At 34.3% G+C, this 21,524-nt stretch carries 10 protein-coding genes; all 10 read left to right on the plus strand.

Going from position 1 to position 21,524, the window contains the following annotated elements:
* Window position 1 precedes the first annotated feature (1 nt).
* The 10 genes from ABD715_RS15250 (at window position 2) to ABD715_RS15295 (ending at window position 21,520) form a co-directional block, all read left to right on the plus strand.
* The gene (locus ABD715_RS15250) at window positions 2-3,247 is read left to right on the plus strand and encodes a glycoside hydrolase family 2 TIM barrel-domain containing protein (RefSeq protein WP_344789175.1); all 3,246 of its coding nucleotides are present in this window, start codon (window positions 2-4) and stop codon (window positions 3,245-3,247) included.
* A 253-nt stretch (window positions 3,248-3,500) separates the two neighbouring features.
* Window positions 3,501-5,144 (plus strand): tetratricopeptide repeat protein, encoded by a 1,644-nt coding sequence (locus ABD715_RS15255; RefSeq protein WP_344789176.1) that lies wholly within the window; start codon window positions 3,501-3,503, stop codon window positions 5,142-5,144.
* A gap of 46 nt (window positions 5,145-5,190) precedes the next feature.
* Entirely contained in the window at window positions 5,191-6,048 is an 858-nt protein-coding gene (locus tag ABD715_RS15260) for a helix-turn-helix domain-containing protein (RefSeq protein WP_344789177.1), read from the plus strand.
* A 499-nt stretch (window positions 6,049-6,547) separates the two neighbouring features.
* Window positions 6,548-9,757, plus strand: coding sequence for a SusC/RagA family TonB-linked outer membrane protein (locus ABD715_RS15265; RefSeq protein ID WP_344789178.1), 3,210 nt, complete (start codon window positions 6,548-6,550; stop codon window positions 9,755-9,757).
* A 36-nt stretch (window positions 9,758-9,793) separates the two neighbouring features.
* The gene (locus ABD715_RS15270) at window positions 9,794-11,554 is read left to right on the plus strand and encodes a RagB/SusD family nutrient uptake outer membrane protein (protein WP_344789179.1); all 1,761 of its coding nucleotides are present in this window, start codon (window positions 9,794-9,796) and stop codon (window positions 11,552-11,554) included.
* Window positions 11,555-11,672: 118 nt separating this feature from the next.
* Complete coding sequence (locus tag ABD715_RS15275; RefSeq protein WP_344789180.1) at window positions 11,673-12,968, plus strand: MFS transporter; 1,296 nt, start codon at window positions 11,673-11,675, stop codon at window positions 12,966-12,968.
* A gap of 1 nt (window position 12,969) precedes the next feature.
* Complete coding sequence (locus ABD715_RS15280; protein ID WP_344789181.1) at window positions 12,970-14,130, plus strand: mandelate racemase/muconate lactonizing enzyme family protein; 1,161 nt, start codon at window positions 12,970-12,972, stop codon at window positions 14,128-14,130.
* A gap of 58 nt (window positions 14,131-14,188) precedes the next feature.
* Entirely contained in the window at window positions 14,189-15,991 is a 1,803-nt protein-coding gene (locus tag ABD715_RS15285) for an arylsulfatase (protein ID WP_344789182.1), read from the plus strand.
* A 116-nt stretch (window positions 15,992-16,107) separates the two neighbouring features.
* Entirely contained in the window at window positions 16,108-18,141 is a 2,034-nt protein-coding gene (locus tag ABD715_RS15290) for a glycoside hydrolase family 127 protein (RefSeq protein WP_344789183.1), read from the plus strand.
* A gap of 253 nt (window positions 18,142-18,394) precedes the next feature.
* Complete coding sequence (locus tag ABD715_RS15295; RefSeq protein WP_344789184.1) at window positions 18,395-21,520, plus strand: SusC/RagA family TonB-linked outer membrane protein; 3,126 nt, start codon at window positions 18,395-18,397, stop codon at window positions 21,518-21,520.
* Window positions 21,521-21,524 lie beyond the last annotated feature (4 nt).

A 21,524-nucleotide genomic window follows, 5' to 3' on the forward strand; every position in this document is an offset into this window, starting at 1 on the left:
CATGACACAACTAAACAAACTATGCTTAGCACTTTTTATTCTATGTGGAATGCCGCTTGCATTTGCCCAAAACGATTGGGAAAACGAACTTATGTTCGAGCAAAACAAACTACGATCTCGTGTACCTAGTTACTCTTATCTAAACCATCAAGATGCTTTAAAAGGAGATAGAAATACCTCTAGAATACAGTCTTTAAACGGAACTTGGAAATTTAAATATGTTGAAAAATCTAGCGACAGACCGCAAGATTTTATTGCTAAAGATTTTAAAGGTACAAATTGGAGCGATATACCAGTACCGTCTAATTGGGAACTAGAAGGCTACGGGCAACCTATTTATAGTAATATTATTTACCCATTTACACCTGATATTGAAAATGGTGGCACTAGAAATTTTAACTACATGGGGCCACACCCACCTCAATTTCCATACATAGAAAAATATAGAGACAACCCCGTTGGAAGTTACTTTAGAGATTTTACCGTTCCAAAAGATTGGAGCAACCAATCTGTTATTTTACACTTTGGAGGTGTATCTTCTGCTTTTTATGTCTGGATTAATGGTAAAAAAGTAGGTTACAGTCAAGGTAGCAGATTAGCAGCAGAATTTGACATTACTAACTTTTTAACTGAAGGAAAAAATAGAATTGCTGTACAAGCTTTTAGATGGAGTGACGGAAGCTATTTAGAAGACCAAGACATGTGGCGACTAAGCGGAATACATAGAGATGTTATGCTTATGGCGCAACCAAAAATTGCGTTAAACGACTTTTTTGTACGAACAAAATTTGATACTAAATTGGAAGATGCCAAGCTAGAAATTCGGCCTTACATTTGGATGAAGGGAGACGAAGAAAAGCTTAAAGATTGGAAAATAAATGCCGAATTATACGATGCCAATAACAATAAAGTTTTAAAAACACCAATGTCTTGTAGTATTGAAGCTATACATTTTGAACGATGGCCACAACGAGACATTACAAAATTTGCATTTTTAGAAGCTCATATTAAACATCCTAAAAAATGGTCGGTAGAACACCCATACTTATACACACTGGTTTTTGATGTTACAGATCCAAATGGAAATATAGTAGAATCTAGAAGCCAAAAAGTAGGCTTTAGGCAAGTAGCTTTTAGCAAAGACAACGAATTACTTGTTAATGGTAAACCCGTAAAAATAATGGGAGTTAATCGTCACGACCACCATCCTATTAGAGGTAAAGCTTTAACAAGACAAGACTTGGAAGACGACGTTAAATTGTTAAAAAAATTCAACTTTAATGCTGTACGCACTTCACACTACCCTAACGATCCTTACTTTTACGATTTATGTAATAAATACGGTCTTTACGTTATGGACGAAGCCAATATAGAAACGCATCATTTAGGCAGTTACGCTCCCCAACAACCCAGTTTAGCTATTCCCATTTTAAGCAGAATTATGCGCATGGTAGACCGAGATAAAAACAACCCAAGCATAATCTCTTGGTCTATGGGTAACGAAGCTGGATCTGGCCCTGCTTTTGCTGCTGCTGCAGGTTGGATTAAAGATTACGACCCGTCGCGTTTTATACATTACGAAGGTGCTCAAGGCGACCCAACTCATCCAGATTATAAAGAAGGAGACGAAGGTCAGAAATTATTTAGAGGCCCTGCTCACGCTAATCCAGACGACCCTAATTACGTAGATGTTTTAAGCAGAATGTATCCTGAGATTTATCAGTTAGAAAGCATGGCAAAAAGCAAACATATAAACAGACCTATTATTATGTGCGAGTACGCACACGCCATGGGTAACTCTATTGGTGGCTTAGGCGAATATTGGGATTTAATTCATGCTAACAAGAACCTTATTGGTGGTTTTATTTGGGATATGATAGATCAAGGTTTAGAAACTAAAAATGATAAAGGCGAAATGTTTTATGCCTATGGAGGCGATTTTAAAGACATCCCTAACGATAAAAACTTTTGTATAAACGGTGTTTTCTCTCCCGACAAAAAACCAAACCCACATGCTTGGGAGTGTAAATATATATTTCAACCGTTTAACTTTAAAGATAGTGATATTAAAAACGGAAAAATTTCTGCAATCAATCATTTAAACTTTACAAACTTAAACAAGTATGAAGTTAAATGGACAGTGAAAGAAAACGGAAAAACACTACAATCTGGAACCATATTAAATCCAGATGTAAACGCAAGCTCTACCGCCATATTAAACATACCTTTTAAGAAAATAAAATTTAAAGAAGATGCAGAATATTGGTTAAATATAACGGTACACGAAAAAACAGATCGTTTTTGGGCTTCAAAAGGTTTTGAAATTGCTCACGACCAAATTCTTATTCAAAAAAAATCGAAAAACAACATATATACTTCAAAATCTAAATCTATAGTTTCTACTGACGAAAAAGAAGGAGAAATTGTGGTTAGAGGCAAAACATTTACAGCTAAGATTTCAAAAAACAATGGCGAACTAATTTCTTTTATTTCAAACGGAAAAGAGCAACTTGCTTCGCCTTTAAAACCAAACTTTTATCGTCCACCAGTAGATAACGATATTAGAGGTGCAAGCAGTAAGCTGTTTAGAAAATCTCAAAAATATTGGAAAGGTATGGTTGATAAACTTAAAACCAATAGTGTAAAGGTTGAAGATACAGAACATGGAAGTAAAAAGATTATTGTTAACCGTTCGTTTAACAAAGACCTAACCTTAAACATTACTTATACCTTTTTAAATAACGGACGTATTACTGTAAATATGACTATGGATGCCAAAGCATCCTTACCTAGCTTAGTAAGATATGGTATGACTTTAGGAGTACCAGACAGTTACAAAAGTGCTTCTTTTTACGGAAAAGGACCTTGGGAAAATTATATTGATAGAAAAAGAGGAACCATAGTTGATGTTTTCAATTTTAAAACAGACAATTTGTTTTATAATTACATTTTTCCGCAAGAAAATGGAAATAGATCGGATGCTAGGTGGCTACAATTAACAAACAAAAATAAACAAGAATTAAAAGTAACAGGCGCACCAGAATTTGGGTTTTCTATATGGCCATATTCTGCTAAAAATATAGAAGAAGCCAAACACCCTTTTGATTTAAAGAAACAAGGTTTTTACACCTTAAATCTTGACCTTGTACAAATGAGTGTTGGCGGAACACTATCTGAAACCTTACCTCAATTTATAATAAAATCGGGCACATACAATTTTGAGTTTGTTTTAGAAACAGGCAAATAAAAACAAAAAAAAACTAAACATTAAAAAGGCCTGTCTATAAAGACGGGCCTTTTTATTTCTTAAATATTTATTAGTATTTTGCTGTTAACCCCTTACAACAAACTTAAATCGACTTAAAATTCACCACAAAAACCTAAATTAAAACTAAACAAAGCATAATTTAAACAAAAAGAGTTCTAAAGAATACATACAGTATTGTACCTTGAATTCACTTTAAAAACCAACTAACCACAAAAAATCACATTAGCAATACATGATTAAATTAAATAAACATATACCAAAACGAAACTTAACACCACTTTTAATGTTAAGTTGCATGTTTTTGTTTTTAAGTGTTTATGCTAAAACAAAATTTAAACTAGAAACCTTAAATTATTTTCAGAAAAAAGACTCTATTAATATTAACTACCCTAACTCTTCGCTTAATACTTTACATTTATTATACGAAGCTTCAATAAAAAATGCAGACACTATTCAAGCCATAAATAGTTTAAGAGAACTATCTGCCATGTACAGTCATCAAGGAAATCATAAAAAATCGTACGACTATTTATGGGAAGCCTTATTACTTGCCGATAATACCAATTACAAACAGGCACAATCTTTAATATATAAAGATATTGGAAGACACTACAGCTACTATAACAGGCGCGATAAGGCATTAAAATTTCTATCTACTTCTTTAAATTTAAAAAAAGATCTAGTAAAAAAAGGAGAGTTAGACAAAGGCTTACTTACCACAAGTTATGTTGCTTTTACTTCTACCTATAGAGAATTAAAGGAGTGGGAACTTAATAGAAAATATATTGATAGCAGTAAACAATTTATAACCAATGCAACTACAGCACAAACTAAACATTATATCCAATTTGAAGACGCTGTTGCTACCAATATTTCTGGTAACCACAAAGCAGCATTAATTAAGTATAATAAAATAATTCCGTGGTTTATAGAAAATAACCCTTCATATTTAGTTTTACTATACAATTATATTGGCGACACATATAACGATTTAGGTAATTTTAAAGAAAGCGAAAGCTATTATAAAAAGGCTTTAAAAACATCTGCTTCTCTAAATGCACACATAGACTTTACACCTTTAATACATGAACGCCTATCTAAATTATATTACTCTAGAGGCGATTATAAAAGCGCTTTTAAAAACCTAAAAAAAGGTAAAGCATTGGACGCTGTGTTTTTTGATAGTAGAAGCGAAATTAATAGTCCACTATTAGAAATTCAAGATGCCTTTTTAAAAGAGAAAAAAAGTCAATCTGAACAAGCACAACAACTAAGGTTAAAACAATTAGAACAGGATGAAAACGTTTTGTTTTTGCAAAAAACCATTTTATCTGCATTTATTATCATCCTCATTCTTTTCGGGCTTATATATTTAAGTTTTGTAAGATCGAAACATCGTGCAGAAAAAGAAGTTATTAAAAGAAAACGAGAACTCGAAACCCAAAAAAACAAGGAAATTATAGAATTAAAAAATAAAGAATTAGCCACTTCTGTTCTAAAATTAATAGAAAAAGATGCCTTTATAGAAACTTTAAAAAATAAACTATCCAAAGGTACTGGACATATAGACAGACAAGAAGCTAAGCAAATAATTCTTTCTATATCTAATAATAGCACCGATAATTGGAACGAGTTTGAAGCTCGGTTTGTAGCAATAAACAAAAGCTTTTATAATCGTTTACAAACCGAATTTCCTAAACTTACATTAAACGACCAGCGCCTTTGCGCTTTAGTTAAACTTAATTTTTCGAGTAAAGATATTGCTCGTTTACTAAACATGTCTACAGATAGTGTGCATACCACGAGAAGCCGCTTACGTAAAAAACTAGAGCTCGATAGAAACATAAATTTAAAACAATTTATAGCAAACATTTAATAGGCTTACCACCTAACTAGAATTCAACTAAATTAAAAACAAAGTCATGAAATTAATCTTAAAAAACCTAGACAACAGTATTCATAATAGAATGCATGTTATAAAAAAAGATGTTCCTTGCCTTGATAGTTCTTGGCATTACCATGCACAATACGAACTTATTTACATTACAAAAAGCACCGGAATTAGGTTTGTTGGAGATAGTGTTTCGCATTTTGAACCTGGAGATCTTGTTTTGGTTGGGCCTAACTTACCGCACTTATGGAGAAACGACTCTTCTTACTATAAAGAAAAAGAATCTAGTAATGTGCTTACTTTTGTTACTAAATTCGACAAAAACTTTCTGGGCGAAGACACCTTTAAAATCCCAGTTTTTCATGAAATAAACAAGCTATTAGACGCTTCTAAATACGGAGTATCTTTTAGTAAAGAAGTTTCAAGCTCTCTACATAATGAGTTAATAAGAATGGCTAATGTTACACCAACAGAACAGCGTATTAAATTTTTAAACATTCTGCATCGCCTATCGCTTACCACTAATAAAACACTATTATCGTCTTCTGACATGAGACAAATTACAATAGAAAACAACCAAAGAATTGACGATGTTTTAAAGTTTATTTCTGATAATTACACCAGTTATATTACACTAAACGATGTTGCTGAAGTAGCCTGCATGACCACAAACTCTTTTTGCAGATTTTTTAAGCGCATGACAAACAAATCGTTTACAGAATTTTTAAACGAAGTACGTATAAGAAATGCCTCTCGACTACTTATACAAGACAACTTAACCATATCTGAAGTTTGCTATAGTGTTGGATTTAACACGCCTACCAACTTTAACAAGCGTTTTAAACAAATTATGGGATGCACGCCAAAAAGTTTTCGCGAAGCCATATAAAATACACCACGCTTAAAAAAAATTAAAGATAGAACTCTTTAAAATTTACAGCTTACCCCAATAGAACACAATGTAATAACTAAACGGTTAATTGTAAAAGTAAAAACTAGTTTTCTTCACGTAAATTGGAGCACAAAACTCGTACCCTAAACTTACCTCTAATTTTAAATAATATGTTAACATAGGGGTAAAATAATGTTACCCAAAGGTAAATTTCACAAATACAAGCATACTTTATTATCATTTCTTTGCATATAGCGAGTATTTTTTAAATAATTCCTAAAAGACACAACTAACTTTTACTAAAGTTAAAATCTATTAAAACTTAAATAAATAACAACTAAACAAATCTATGACATAAAAACTCTCGAATGAACTAAAGAAAAAACAAAAAAGAGCGCGACTAAACACGCTCTTAATTAACATTCATGTTGACGCATGAATTTAAAAGTAAAACTCCCATTGACGTGGGCAATTTTAACTCTAACAAATCAAAAGTATGAAAATTAAATGTTTTAAAAACAAAGCATCGTACGCCCCTAGCTTTAAGGGATTTTGGATTGCAAATCTATTTTTATTTTACTTAATATCTATTCCGGTATATGCAAATTCAAACACCACTCACAATTCTGCAAACAAATACACCAGTATTCAACAAAACATAACAGGAGTCGTTACCGATGCTAATGGACCTTTACCAGGTGTTAATGTGCAAATTAAAGGAACTACCATTGGAGCTGTTACCGATTTTGATGGCAACTACAGCATCACTTCTACAGAAAGCGACATAACTCTAGTTTTTTCTTACATAGGCTATAAAACATTAGAAATTCCTGTTGGCAATCAAAACAAAGTAAATGCAGTTTTAGAAGAAGATATTGCTGGACTAGACGAAATTGTAGTTGTAGGATATACAACTAGAAAAAAAGGAGACATTACAGGTTCTGTAAGTACAATAAACTCCAAAGACATTCAAAATACAGCTAATAAAGATGTTGCTAAATCGCTATCAGGAAAAGTCTCTGGGCTTATTGTAGCAGATAGAGGTGGATATCCTGGCTCTACAGACAGTGAAGATCTTACTCTATTAATACGTGGTGTCTCTACATTAGGAAACAATGCACCATTAATATTAATAGATGGCATTCCCTCTGGTTCTTTCCAACAATTAGCACCACAAGACATAGAATCGCTTTCGGTTTTAAAAGATGGTGCTGCAGCTATTTATGGAACTAGAGCCGCAAATGGTGTTATTTTAATTACCACAAAAAGAGGAAAATCTGGAAAACCTAAATTTAATTTCTCTACACAATACTCTGTTTCTAAATTCTCGACATTTCCAGATCAAATGTCTTCAGAGCAGTATGCCATTTACGAAAATGAAATAGCAGAAAGAAACGGTATTGCAATACCTTTTTCGCAATCTGATATTCAAGCATTCGCTGATGGTAGCGATCCTATAAATTTCCCTAATACAAATTGGGCCGATTTAACTTTTGCCAACTCGTCGCCAGAGACAAGAAACTCTTTATCTATATCTGGAGGAAGCGAAAATGTAAGTTATTTTGTAAGTGGAGATGCCCTTAATCAAAAGGGAATTTACAGGTCTGGAGATTTAAAATTTAAACAATACCAAATTCGTTCTAACATAGACATTAAGCTATTTGAAGGTTTTAAATTAGGCGTAGATTTAAGTGGTAGAATTGGTGAAACCAACGAGCCTGGGGTTAATAGATCTAACATCTATAAACATATATATACAAATTTACCAACAGAGGTTGGATTGTACCCTAACGGGTTGCCTGGCTTTGGTGGTGAAAACGGACAAAACCCATATATAATGGCTAGTAATGCCTCTGGGTTTGTTAACAGAAAGACACATAATTACAGAGCTAGAATTTCTTATGATTATAAACTAGACCAATTTGTTGAAGGACTAAGCATAAAAGGTTTTGCGGGTCTTGGACAAGTAAGCTACGAAAACAGATCTTGGGATAAACCATGGACGTATTACCAATTGGTTAACGGAGAATATATAGCCTCTCAAGGGTTTCAAGTTAGCCCTTCTAGAGTTTTAGAAGACACCTTTAACAAGAGTAATTCTACCATATTAAATTCAACAATTCACTATTCTAAAACCTTAGGTGAAGATCATAACTTTAGTACGTTTGCAGGATACGAACACTCGTCTACTAAAAACCGCTCGTTTTTTGCTCAAAGAACCGGCTTTAATTTAGAATCTATTACAGAGTTAGATTTAGGAGCTGGAGATAATCAAACAAACGGAGGTACTTCTCAAGATTTTGGTTTTGTAAGTTATTTTGGATCTTTATCTTACGATTATCAGAAAAAATATTTCATCGACTTAACTATTCGTCGTGATGGCTCTAGTAGGTTTGCGCCTGGTAATAAATTTGGAACTTTTCCTGGTGTAGCAGTATCGTGGGCCATAGATAAAGAGTCTTTCATGGACAACGTTAATTGGATTGATGCTTTAAAAATAAGATCGTCTTTCTCAAGAATGGGTAACGACAGAATACAACAATTTCAATATTTAAACAGCTATGCACTTGGCTATCCTACAAATGCACAAGGTAATGGCTGGTACCAACCTAACGGATACGTATTTGGTTCGCCAGGTATTGCTCTTGGCGGTTTTGGACGAAGTGTGGTGCCAAACCAAGCGGTTACTTGGGAAACTGCAGACATGATGAATGTTGGTTTAAACTTCTCTTTATTTGACAGCAGACTTTCTGGAGATTTTAACTATTTCTACCAAAAACGTACAGACATATTAGTTGGAAGTAGCGGTGTACCAGACATCTCTGGGTTAACAGGAAGTGCCTTACCAGACGAAAACATTGGAGAAGTAAATAACTTTGGATGGGAGTTTGAGTTAGGATGGAGAGACCAAATTGGCAAAGTTGATTATAACTTAGGCTTTAACTTTACAAATGCTCAAAATGAAGTTGTAACTCTTGGAGAATCTGAAAACGTTCCAGATTACAGAAAAAGAGAGGGCAAATCTGTAAACTCTTACATTGTATTCCCTACCAATGGTATTTTTAAAGACCAAGCAGAAGTAGACGCGACAGCTGTTAAAAAAGATGGTACTGTAGAAGGAGAACCAATTTATGTAGATACTAATGGCGATGGTTCTATAAGTGCCGATGACAGAATTAGAGTAGACACATCTGCTATTCCAGAAATACAATATGGTATTTACGGTGGCATGAACTACAACAACTGGAACTTCAACTTTCTTTTTCAAGGTCAAGCAAAAGCAGACGTGTTAGTATACTTCGATCAAGCTGGAGCTAAACCAGACTTTGTTTTTAACGATAGATGGACACCAGAAAACCGTAACGCATCTTACCCAAGAGCCTTTGCACAAGGAGACACATATAGTGGTGTACAAAACGAAGCTGGTGCTGGCGCTGTAAATAGTGGTTTTGAAGGTGCAGATTTATACTTAAAAGACGCTTCTTTTTTAAGACTTAAAGAAATAGAAATAGGATATACGCTTACAAAAGAAGTTACAAAATTTGCAGACATTAAAATATCGCTAAGAGGCTTTAACGTTCTTACCATGTTCTCAGATATTTATGATTTAGGTCTAGACCCTGAAGCAACTGGCTACAACAACTTTAGAAACAGCACATACCCTTCTCTTAAGAGTTACACGCTAGGGCTAAACGTAAATTTCTAATTGGTTATGACAAATTATAATTTAAAAAGAAGAAAAATGAAAAATATAAAGACATTATCAATCATCTGTCTTATTACTTTTTTTACAATTTTTAGCTGTGAAGATGTAATAGATGTAGAGCCTAAAGACCGCGTTACAGAAGTTGCTGTTTATGGTGATATTGATCAAGTAGAGGCCTTAGTTTATCCAATGTATAACAGTACAGAAGGTTGGGCTATTAGAAGAAATGATTTTTGGGGACAAAGAATTAATATAGAAAGCGCATCGTTTGAAGCAAAATTTAACTTTAAAGATTTAAATAATATATTTCAATTAAGAGCTGGCGGTTGGTCTAAATCAAACGTAGGTCTTTCGTTTGCTTCAAAATGGCAAAACTATTGGTCTTACATACAATCTACAAACGAGTTTTTAAGCAAAATAGATGCTAGTGATGCTATGGTGCAAGACCCAGAAAGAGCAGAAGTTTTAAAAGCTGAAGTTCGTTTTTTAAGAGCCAACATATATACCAAATTAATTAAGTATTATGGAGGAGTACCTATATTAACAGAACCTGCAAAAATTACTGATAGTTTTGAATATACTCGAGACAGCTACGAAGACTGTGTGTCTTTTATTGTAGAAGAATTAGACGCAGCTGCAGCAATATTACCAACAACAAGACCTGCTGCAGAGTTTGGAAGAGCTACAAAAACAGCTGCCTTAGCTGTAAAATCGCGTACACTTTTATATGCAGCCAGCGATTTGCACGACCCAAGTCTTTTACCACAAACAACAAACACAGAACTATACTCTTATTCTGTTGCTAGTAAATGGGAAGATGCCGAAAATGCTGCAAAAGCAGTAATCGATATTGTAGGAGAAGATGCTTTAATACAAGTTGCAAATGCTACCGATTATCAAAACCTATTTCTATCGCCTAACGACAATATTATTTTTGCTAGACCTTACACAGCCGGTTTTTACGAAGTAGGTACAGGCGGATTTGCTGCTGCTAACTCTTTACCAGACCAAGCACAATCGCCTAGTGGTTATGGCGGATGGGGTTTAAGCTCGCCAACACTTAATTTCACTTTAGAGTTTAATTTTAACGATGGCACAACAACAGGAGGCGTAACACCAGCAAACCCAAATGATGGCAGAGAGATGAGATATTACGCAAACCTTAACTTTCAAGGAGCCAATTTTAGAGGCAGACAAATTAACTATGCTTTATCAGACACTTTACCTGGACAAAACACACCTGCTTTTCCGCACGGATTAGATTCTCCGCAGGGTTTAGGTAATGTTTTACACTCATCTAAAACAGGTTATAATATTAGAAAATTTCAAGACGAATCATTAGATGCCACAAATGGTATTTCTCCAAACCGCCCTTACATTTTATATAGAGTAGCAGAAATATACTTAAATTATGCTGAAGCTTTAGCAGAACAAAATAAAGATGGATTGGCTAGAACTTATTTAAACAAAGTATCTTCTAGAGCCTTACAACCAGACATTACAGTTGGTGGTGATGCGCTTAAAGAAGCCATAAAAAGAGAAAGACGTGTTGAACTTTGTTTTGAAGGACATAATTTCTTTGACGAAAGACGTTGGTTAAACGAAGACCATTTAGGTTTTGATATTAAAGGTCTAAAATGGAAAACAGACACTAGCGGAAATTTATCTTTTGAAGAATACTCCCTTTTTACAGATTCTAGCCAAGGTAGAATATGGTTTGATAGACAGTATTATTTACCAATACCTGAAGGCGATTCTGAAATAGTACCTACATTAATTCAAAACTATGGGTATTAAACCCCTTAATAGAGAAGTAAATTGTAATCATATTTATATTTAGTAGTTAGTTTTTAAAATACCGAGGCGTTCTTCCTCGGTATTTTTTTAAAACCCCATTTAATCGACAATAATTATTTTGAAAACACATAAAAGCAGTAAGAAGCGCTACAACATTCTCGCTTTAATCTTTGGCACAGTAGTTATAAATTACCTTGACAGAACAAATATTTCTGTTGCTGCATCAGCTATAAGCGAGTCTTTAAAATTAAGTACCATTCAAATGGGATCTATTTTCTCTATTTTCGGAATCGCTTATGCTGCACTACAAATTCCTGGAGGTATTATAGTAGATAAAGTAAGACTACGTTTTTTATATGCCTTTATGCTATTACTGTGGTCTGTTGCCACGCTATTTCAAGGTTTTGTAAATTCATTTAAAATTTTACTTGGTTTAAGAGCAAGCATTGGTGTATTTGAAGCCCCATCCTACCCTGCCAACAATGCTATTGTTACCAAGTGGTTTCCAGAAACAGAACGCGCATCTGCAATTGCTATTTACACCTCTGGCCAGTTTATTGGACTAGCATTTTTATTTCCCGTATTAACTATTATACAAGACAAAGTAGGCTGGCGCGGTTTATTAATAATCTCAGGAATAATTGGAATAATCTGGGCAGGAGTTTGGTATGTTTTTTATAGAGACCCAGACCAACATAAAACAGTAAGTGAGCAAGAACTAAAACTTATTCAAGATGGCGGTGGCTTTTACAAAGAGAGAAAACCAAACCATAAAAAGGAAAAGTTTAATTGGAATGATTTTTCTGAAGCCTTCAAACATAAAAAACTTTGGGGCATATACCTTGGCCAATTCTGCATGACATCAATGTCTATTTTCTTTTTAACTTGGTTTCCAACATATCTAGTAGAGTATAGAGGTCTCGATTTTATAAAATCCGGATTCTTAGCATCCATCCCTTTTTTAGCTGCTTTTTGCGGTGTGCTTTTAGCAGGTTTTTCTTCAGATTATTTAATTAAAAAAGGACGCTCTGCAGAATTCGCAAGAAAAGCACCTGTACTTTTTGGGTTATCTTTATCTACTTTAATAGTTGGCGCTAACTTTACCGATAGCACTTTTTTAATCATTCTATTCTTAACTATTGCATTTTTTGGTAATGGACTAGCTTCTATTACTTGGATTTTTGTTTCTCTAATTGCACCAAAAAACATTATAGGTTTAGTAGGCGGTGTTTTTAATCTTATAGGTGGCTTATCTGCAGTAATTGTTCCTTTTGTAATTGGCATTTTGGTTCAGGATGGAGATTTTAGCCCTGCCTTATTTTTTATAGGCTCCTTAACAGTAATTGGCTTTCTTTCATTTCTATTAATTGTGGGCCAAGTAAAACGCATTGAATTACCTAAAAAAAAGAATTAATATGAAAATAACAGATATAAAAGTTTTCCCTGCCAACATTGCAGGAAGAAGTCAATTAAACATAAAAGTAGAAACAAATTCGGGAATTTATGGATGGGGAGCATCTGGCATTACAGGAAGAGAATATGCAGTAATTGGAGCATTAAAACACTTTAAGCCATTACTTATTGGAAAAAACCCTATGCAAATTGGTGCCATATGGCAAGACCTTTATCGTGGGCAATATTTTGAAGGCGGTCGTGTTTTAACCGCTGCCATTTCTGCCATAGATATTGCGCTTTACGATATTAAAGGCAAAGCTTTAGGTGTTCCGGTTTACGAATTATTAGGCGGAAAACAACGCGATTATGTTGAGTGTTTTGCTTCTTTACGATTTAGTAGCAAGAAAGAACTTATAGATAGAGCAAAAACTTTAATACAAGAAGGCTGGCAAATGCTAAGATTAGCCCCTGCAGAATATGAAGAAGGCAAATATGCATCTACATTTGAACCAAGAACATCAATAGCCATTATAGCAGACTGGTTGACAGATTTAAGAAAAGAAGTAGGAAACACGCCTACTATTGGCATAGATTATCACCATAGATTAACTATACCCGAAACCATTTCATTTTTACAGCGTATGCCCATAGGCACAATAGATTTTATTGAAGAACCTATAAGAGACGAATCTCCTGAAGCATACGAAACCTTAAGAAAAATGACCAATATACCTTTTGCCATTGGCGAAGAGTTTGCTAGTAAATGGCAATTTATGCCTTATCTGGAAAAAAACATCACTCAGTTTGCAAGAATAGATGTTTGTAATGTAGGCGGTATTACCGAAGCAATGAAAGTAGCTAGCCTTGCAGAGACTCACTATATAGATTTATTACCACACAACCCTATTGGCCCAATTTGTACAGCAGCAACCATTCATTTAGCTGCAGCATGTCCAAATTTTACATGGTTAGAAGAAATGAATACTCCTGTAGAAAACCCTGGGTTAGATGATATTAACTACTACCCCATTCAACCAAAATTAGATGGTCCCAGATATAAAGTATCAAACACACCTGGCTTGGGCGTAGAATTTAATGAAGAATTAGCCTTAAAAAATAAATTTAAACCTGTTGAAACACCCCGCTTAAAGCGTAAAGATGGATCGTTTACCAATTGGTAATCTCGAACCATTCTTTTGCAAAATAACTTTGTAATTTTTAATTAAAATTTCACGAATCATGCCCAAACATATATTCAAATTTATTTCCTTAGTAAGCAAACACATTTGCCCAGTTATACTACTTATGTATTCGTTAAACATTCAAGCCCAAGAAAAGCCAAATATTATTATCATGATGACAGACGACCAAGGTTATGGAGATATTGGTTCGCATGGTAATCCATATTTAAAAACACCTCATATGGAATCTATTGGAGAAAAAGGTATAGAAATGACACACTTTTTTGCCTATCCCAATTGTTCTGCTTCTAGAGCTGCTATGTTAACCGGTCGTTATCCTTATAGAACCGGGGTAACCGCAGTAACTCAAGTCGATCATTTTATGAATACCCAAGAAACCACTATAGCCGAAGTACTCGCAAACCATGGCTATCGCACAGGTATTTTTGGCAAGTGGCACTTAGGAGATAATGCCCCCATGAGACCAACAGATCAAGGCTTTCAAGAAGCCTTGGTTCACAAAGGCGGAGGCATAGGACAAGCAGCAGGCCCAGCAGGAAACACCTATTTTAACCCTGTTTTAGAACATAACAACAAATCAAAAAAATACAAAGGTTACTGTGATGATATATTTACTGATGCTGCTATAAATTTTATTAGCAAGAAAAACAGCGCACCCTTCTTTACCTATTTAGCAACAAACTTACCGCATTTCCCGCTTCAAGTCCCAGAAAAAAGAGCCATACCCTATAGAAACATGGGGCTTCATGAAGACAATGCACTTACCTATGGCATGATTGATAATATTGACTACAACGTAGGGCGTGTTTTAAAACAATTAAAAATCTTGGGTATTGAAGATAATACCATTGTTATTTTCCTATCGGATAATGGCCCTAGACATAGAAGAACAAAAAACGATAGTTACCCAGGACGATGGGTTGCCAATTTAAGAGGCACAAAAACGAGTGTTTACGATGCAGGAATAAGAGTTCCATTTTTTGTTAAATGGCCTAAGGCTATAGCTTCTCAAAACAAAACATCTACCATGGGAGCTATTATAGATTTGTTTCCTACGCTGCTAGATGCAACGAAAATAAAACTACCAAACAACATTCATATTGATGGAAAATCGTTGCTTCCGCTTTGGACAAAAAACGACACTATCAATTTAAAAAGTCGAGATTTTTTTGTGCAAATGCATTATGGGCCAACACCGTTTAAGTATATGCATTTTACACTTAGAACACCTAAATACAAACTGGTTAGTCCGCATAATTTTCCGCATGGTATTGTACATCAACCCACAGATAACATACTTAAAAATGTTTTAAAAAACTTAGAACTTTATGATGTAGAAAACGACCCTAGCGAGCGTATTAATATTGCTAAAATTCACCCAGAAATTGTAAACAATATGCTAGAACGCTACGACCATTGGTTTGATGAAGTTACCGAAGAGCGTGATGCAAGAGGCATACAAAGAATACATATTGGCACAAAAGCACAACCTGTGGTAAACCTATCTAGATTTGACTGGGGAGGTCCGCGTGTTATTTCTCGTTTCGACTACGGTGGCGCACGTGTAATTGAAGAGAACCAACTGGGCTATTGGCAAGTAAAAACCACAAAAGGGTTCTACTCTGTCACCTTAGATTTACCAGAAGTACAAGTAGACGGGCTTGCACATATAAAATTTAACAACCTGCATTTAACTGCCCCCATTAAAGCTGGACAGAAACAAGTTATTTTTAATACCATTAAACTACCAACAGCAACTGGAAATTTTCATGCGTATTTTAAAACAGAACGTTTGGCAACCGGACCTTTATTTGTAACCATAGAACGTTTAAACATATAATTCAAAAAAAATATAAGGTAAATTTTAGTTATCAGCGGGTAAATTCAAACAATATTTAAAGCTTAAATTTAATGTAATTTGTAAATCATAACATAAAATCATCAACAAAACATAACATGAAGTACTCTATTATATTTCTGTCTCTAATTTTTTTAACCCAAACATCTTTAGCGCAACAACAAGGCATAATAAACAACGCCGAAAGTGAACACGTAACACTAAAAAGCATAAACTTTGGAGACTGTAAATGGACAGAGGGCTTTTGGGCTGATAAATTTAAAATAGCAGAAAAAAGCATGATTCCTTACATGAGAAGCCTGTTAACCGGAGATATTGGGCATGCTTTAAACAACTTTAAAATTGCTGCTGGCGAAAAAGAAGGCGAACATAAAGGCATGCGCTGGCACGATGGCGATTTCTACAAGTTTATGGAGGCTATAATGTATGTATATGCCCAAAATGGTGACGAAAAACTTTTAAAAGAACTAGATAATTACATTCATATTATTGAAAAAGCACAAGACCAAGATGGTTATTTACAAACCCAAACACAATTAAATGACGATATTGACCGCTATGAAAACAGGAAGTATCACGAAATGTACAACACCGGACATTTACTAACAAGTGCCTGTATTCATAATAGAATTACCGGACAAACAAATTTTCTAGACATCGCTATAAAACATGCAAACCAACTATACTCTGTTTTTATGCCAGAGACAAAACATTATGGGCGTTTTGGTTTTAACCAAACCCAAATAATGGGGTTGGTAGAATTATACCGCACAACAAAAGATAGCAGATACTTAAAGCTTGCTGAAAAATTTATTAATAACAGAGGTAAATACAAAGTAGAAGACCACCCAACTACAATTGGATACCCTATTGGAGATATGGTGCAAGAGCGTACACCTCTTAGAAAATCTAGCGAAGCTGTTGGCCATGCTGTGCTAGCATTATATTACTACGCTGGTGCTGCCGATGTTTATGCCGAAACAGGAGAACAAGCTTTAATAGATGCTTTAGACAGGCTTTGGGAAAATGTTACCAATAAAAAAATGTACGTAACTGGCGCACTTGGACAAACACATTACGGGGCATCTACAAATAGAGACAAAATTGAAGAAGGCTTTATAAATGAATACATGATGCCAAACATGACTGCATACAACGAAACATGTGCCAATATTTGTAACTCCATGTTTAGTTACAGAATGTTGGGTTTACATGGCGAATCTAAATACGCAGACATTATGGAACTTGTGCTTTTTAATAGTGCTTTATCTGGTATAAACTTAGAAGGCGATAGATATTATTACGCAAACCCATTACGAGTAATTGAAGGTTCTAGAAACTACAAAAAAATGAATACTGAGTTCCCTACGCGTCAACCATACCTTGAATGTTTTTGTTGTCCGCCAAACTTAGTTCGAACAATTGCTAAAGTTTCTGGATGGGCATATAGTTTATCAAAAAATGGAGTTGCTGTAAACTTATATGGAGGTAATAAACTAGCGACAAAATTATTAGATGGTTCTGTTATTAAATTAAAACAAGAAACACAATACCCTTGGAATGGCAATATTAAAGTAACTATAGAATCTTGTAAAAAATCGCCTTTCGAAATCCTTTTTAGAATTCCAGAATGGGCTATAGGTTCGCAACTTAAAGTAAATGGTGTTAACATTAATACGCCAGTAAAAGCAGGTTCTTTTACTAAAGTAAATCGTAAATGGAAAAAAGGAGATGTTGTTACTTTAAATTTCCCAATGGAAATCTCTTTTGTAGAAGGCCATTCTAGAATTGAGGAAGTAAGAAATCAAGTAGCTATTAAAAGAGGCCCTATAGTATACTGTGCAGAATCTGCAGATTTACCAAAAGACACTAAAATTGTAGATCTATACATTAAAGGAGACACCAACTTATTAAAAGCAGAATACCGCCCAGATTTCTTAGGAGGCGTATCTGCAATTACCGGAGATGTCTTGCTAAGAAAAAAGGACAACAACAAAGCAATGTACACTAAGGTAAGTAAACCAAATTGGACAAATTATTCAACAACATTTGTTCCTTACTTTGCATGGTCTAACAGAAATAACGGAAAAGAAAGTGAAATGACTGTCTTTATGCCTGTTATATGGGAATAAAAACTTAAACACCTATTTAAATTTTTAGTTTAGTAATTAGTTTATGGCAATAACAAGATAGATTTAAAACCTATCAGTTATTGCCATTTTTACATCATACATATTCATATATACACTTATAATGGAATTTTAACAATATTTTAGGTAAAAAATGATCTATTACTGACAATTATTACCATATCATTTTTAATATTTTCAAGTTATTTTGTTCGTAAGACTTCAAAAGAGTTTTAAACTTAAACTAAATTAACTAATGAAAATTAAAACCTTATTATTATCAAAAAAGGCAAGGATGCGTTCCATCCTACTGGCATTATTTGCATTAATATGCAATTTAAATTTACATGCACAAAAATTAACAGTACAAGGTACTGTTACTAGTGCAACAGACGGTTTACCTATTCCGGGAGTAACCATTTTAATAGAAGGAACAGCAATGGGCACAACTACAGATTTTGATGGTCAGTACGTGGTAAGTGCAAACATGGGAGATGTTTTAACATTTAGCTATATTGGCATGCAGCAGCAATCTCTAAAAATAAAAAGCGCTACGCTTAATGTTCTTTTAGAAGAATCTATTGAAGATTTAGAAGAAGTTGTTGTTATTGGCTACGGAACCGTTAAAAAGAAAGAGATAACTGGAGCAGTAGCTCAAGTCAAAGCTGAAGAAATTGAAAATGTAATTACTAGTGATATTAGCACAGCACTTCAAGGTCAAGTAGCAGGTGTTAGTGTAGCTGCCACTAGTGGAGAACCTGGCGAAGGTTCTGGAATTTTAATTCGTGGTGTATCTTCTTTAACAGGATCTAATTCACCTTTATTTGTTGTAGATGGTGTACCACAATCTGGAGATCCTGGATTAAACCCTAACGAGATTGACACTATAGATGTTTTAAAAGATGCAGCATCAGCCTCCATATATGGAACTAGAGCTGCTGGTGGTGTTATTTTAATTACTACAAAAAAAGGCAAACCGGGTAATGCAAAAATAAGTTTGGAAATTTCAAATGGTGTTCAAAAAATAACTAAACAAACACCATTACTTAACACTCAGGAGCAAATTTTCTTCGATTTAAATAACCCAAGTATAAATGGGTCTCCTGCAAGATCGGACCGTTTTAGTCTATTAAACGACAATGATCTAAGAGATTTAACAGAAAACGATTACGCCAGAATCTCTAGATACAACTTTAATATTTCTGGAGGAACAGATGATGTAAACTACAGTGTTGTATTAGGCTACTTTAACCAAGAAGGAACGGTTGTAAACTCAGAGCTAAAACGATATAATTTAAGATCTAATTTAAATATAAAAAAAGATAAATGGTCTTTTGAAAATGGTTTTGGTTTTACTGTAGACAATAGAGAACGACCAAACTACAACCTATTAATATTAGGTCAACGTGCTTTTCCATATTTAGATGAAGTAACTCCAGAAACCTCATCTGTAGTTAATGAGAATGATGAAAGCGCTGGTCCTTTTACTCAAATTTTAGAAGCTCTTACTAGAGACAGACAAACAAATAGATATAGATTTGAAGCTAGCTCTAACATTAGATACAAAATAAATAAACACTGGGAATTAACAACACTTATTAGCGGTGTTATTACTCATGAAAAAGAAAAGCAAATTCAACCACGTTTTGACTTGTTCGATTCAAACGGTATTAATTTAAGAACTGATGATGACAATTTTGTTTTCGAAGAACGTGAACAAACTATATTACTTAACTGGAACGGAGGTATAAACTATAACCAAGAATTTGGAAAACACAGCGTTAGTGCTCTAGCCATGGTAAACATTGAGCAAGATTATTACACATCTATAGCTGCAGTAAATAGAGGTTTAAGCTTTACAACTCCCGTAAATTTATCTACAGGAAGCCAAAACCCAGAAGTTGTCTCTAATGGAACAGTTAGTATTGGAGGTCCTTTTTTCACAGATCCAGATCATAAAATAAAACGAGTTGGTAATGTTGCTCGTGTTTTATATGATTTCGATGATCGTTACTTACTAAGTGTAAGCGCAAGGCTTGATGCATCAAATCAATTTTCGAAAGATAATCTTTACGCATTTTTTCCTTCAGCTTCTGCTAGCTGGAACATCTCTGATGAAAATTTTTGGAACAGACGCGTTGTAAACAACTTTAAATTAAGAGCAAGCATTGGTACTACAGGAAACGATCGTTTTCCAGCAAACTCCATATATAGCCCAGTATTTACTGGATACAATGCTTACTTTCAAAACTCAAGCGGCAACAGTACAGAAAATACAGGATATGTACAACAATCGTTTGGTAACTCTAAACTAAAGTGGGAGGTTACTACTCAAAGAAACATTGGTGTAGATTTAGGCTTTTTTAAAAATAAACTAACACTTACTGCTGATTATTACACAAGCGATAAAAAAGACTTACTGTCTAACATTGCATTAAATCCAAGTTTTGGGTCTCCTGCTGCAGTAGAACGTTTTCAAGGATCAAACTTCGCGATTTTTAATGTTGGAAACTTAACCAACAAAGGTTTTGAAACCGCTATAAGATACCGTCCTAAAACAGGGAAAGTAAGATGGAATATTTTAGGAACATTTGCTACTAATAAAAATGAAGTAACAAAAATTAACGGAGAAACAGATCAGCTTTTATTTGGCACAAATATTATTCAAGGTGACATTACTGCAAGAGCTATTGGATTACAAGTTGGCAGAGAGGCTGGGTCTTTCTTAGTATGGGAAACTGATGGTTTATTAAGAACCCCTGAAGAAGTTGCAGACTATAATTCAACTTACAATCAAAATGCTCAAATAGGTGACTTAAAATATGTGAGCACAGATGGCAACAATGTATTACATGAAGACACAGATAGAGTTTACAAAGGAAGTGGTTTGCCAGAATATGAGCTAGGTTTAAATATTCAAGCTACTTATAAAAATTGGTTTTTTGCCACCAACTGGTTTGCCTCTATAGGAAATGAAGTATATAATGCAACTAGAGCAAATGCCCTTAGAGTAGGTCGTCATAGAGATTTATTATTTCAATATATACCTGGTGTTAACGAAAACACAGACATTCCTGCTTATAGAACACCAAATAGAGGTGACCTTAACTTTAATGGTAGTTCTGATTTCTTTGTAGAAGATGGTTCTTTCTTAAGACTAAGAAATGTTGTTGTTTCTTACTCTTTACCTAAAGATGTCACAGAAAAGTTAGGCTTCTCAAGGTTTAACATTTATGCTAATGCACAGAATGTATTAACTATTACCAATTATTCTGGATTAGATCCTGAGGTAGGTGGTAACAATATCTCAATAAAAGGAATAGACCGAGGTTTAATTCCTATATCTGCAAGTTTCAATTTAGGTCTAAGATTAAATTTCTAAAAAA

The sequence above is a fragment of the Postechiella marina genome, from assembly GCF_039538365.1.
Taxonomy (GTDB): domain Bacteria; phylum Bacteroidota; class Bacteroidia; order Flavobacteriales; family Flavobacteriaceae; genus Postechiella; species Postechiella marina.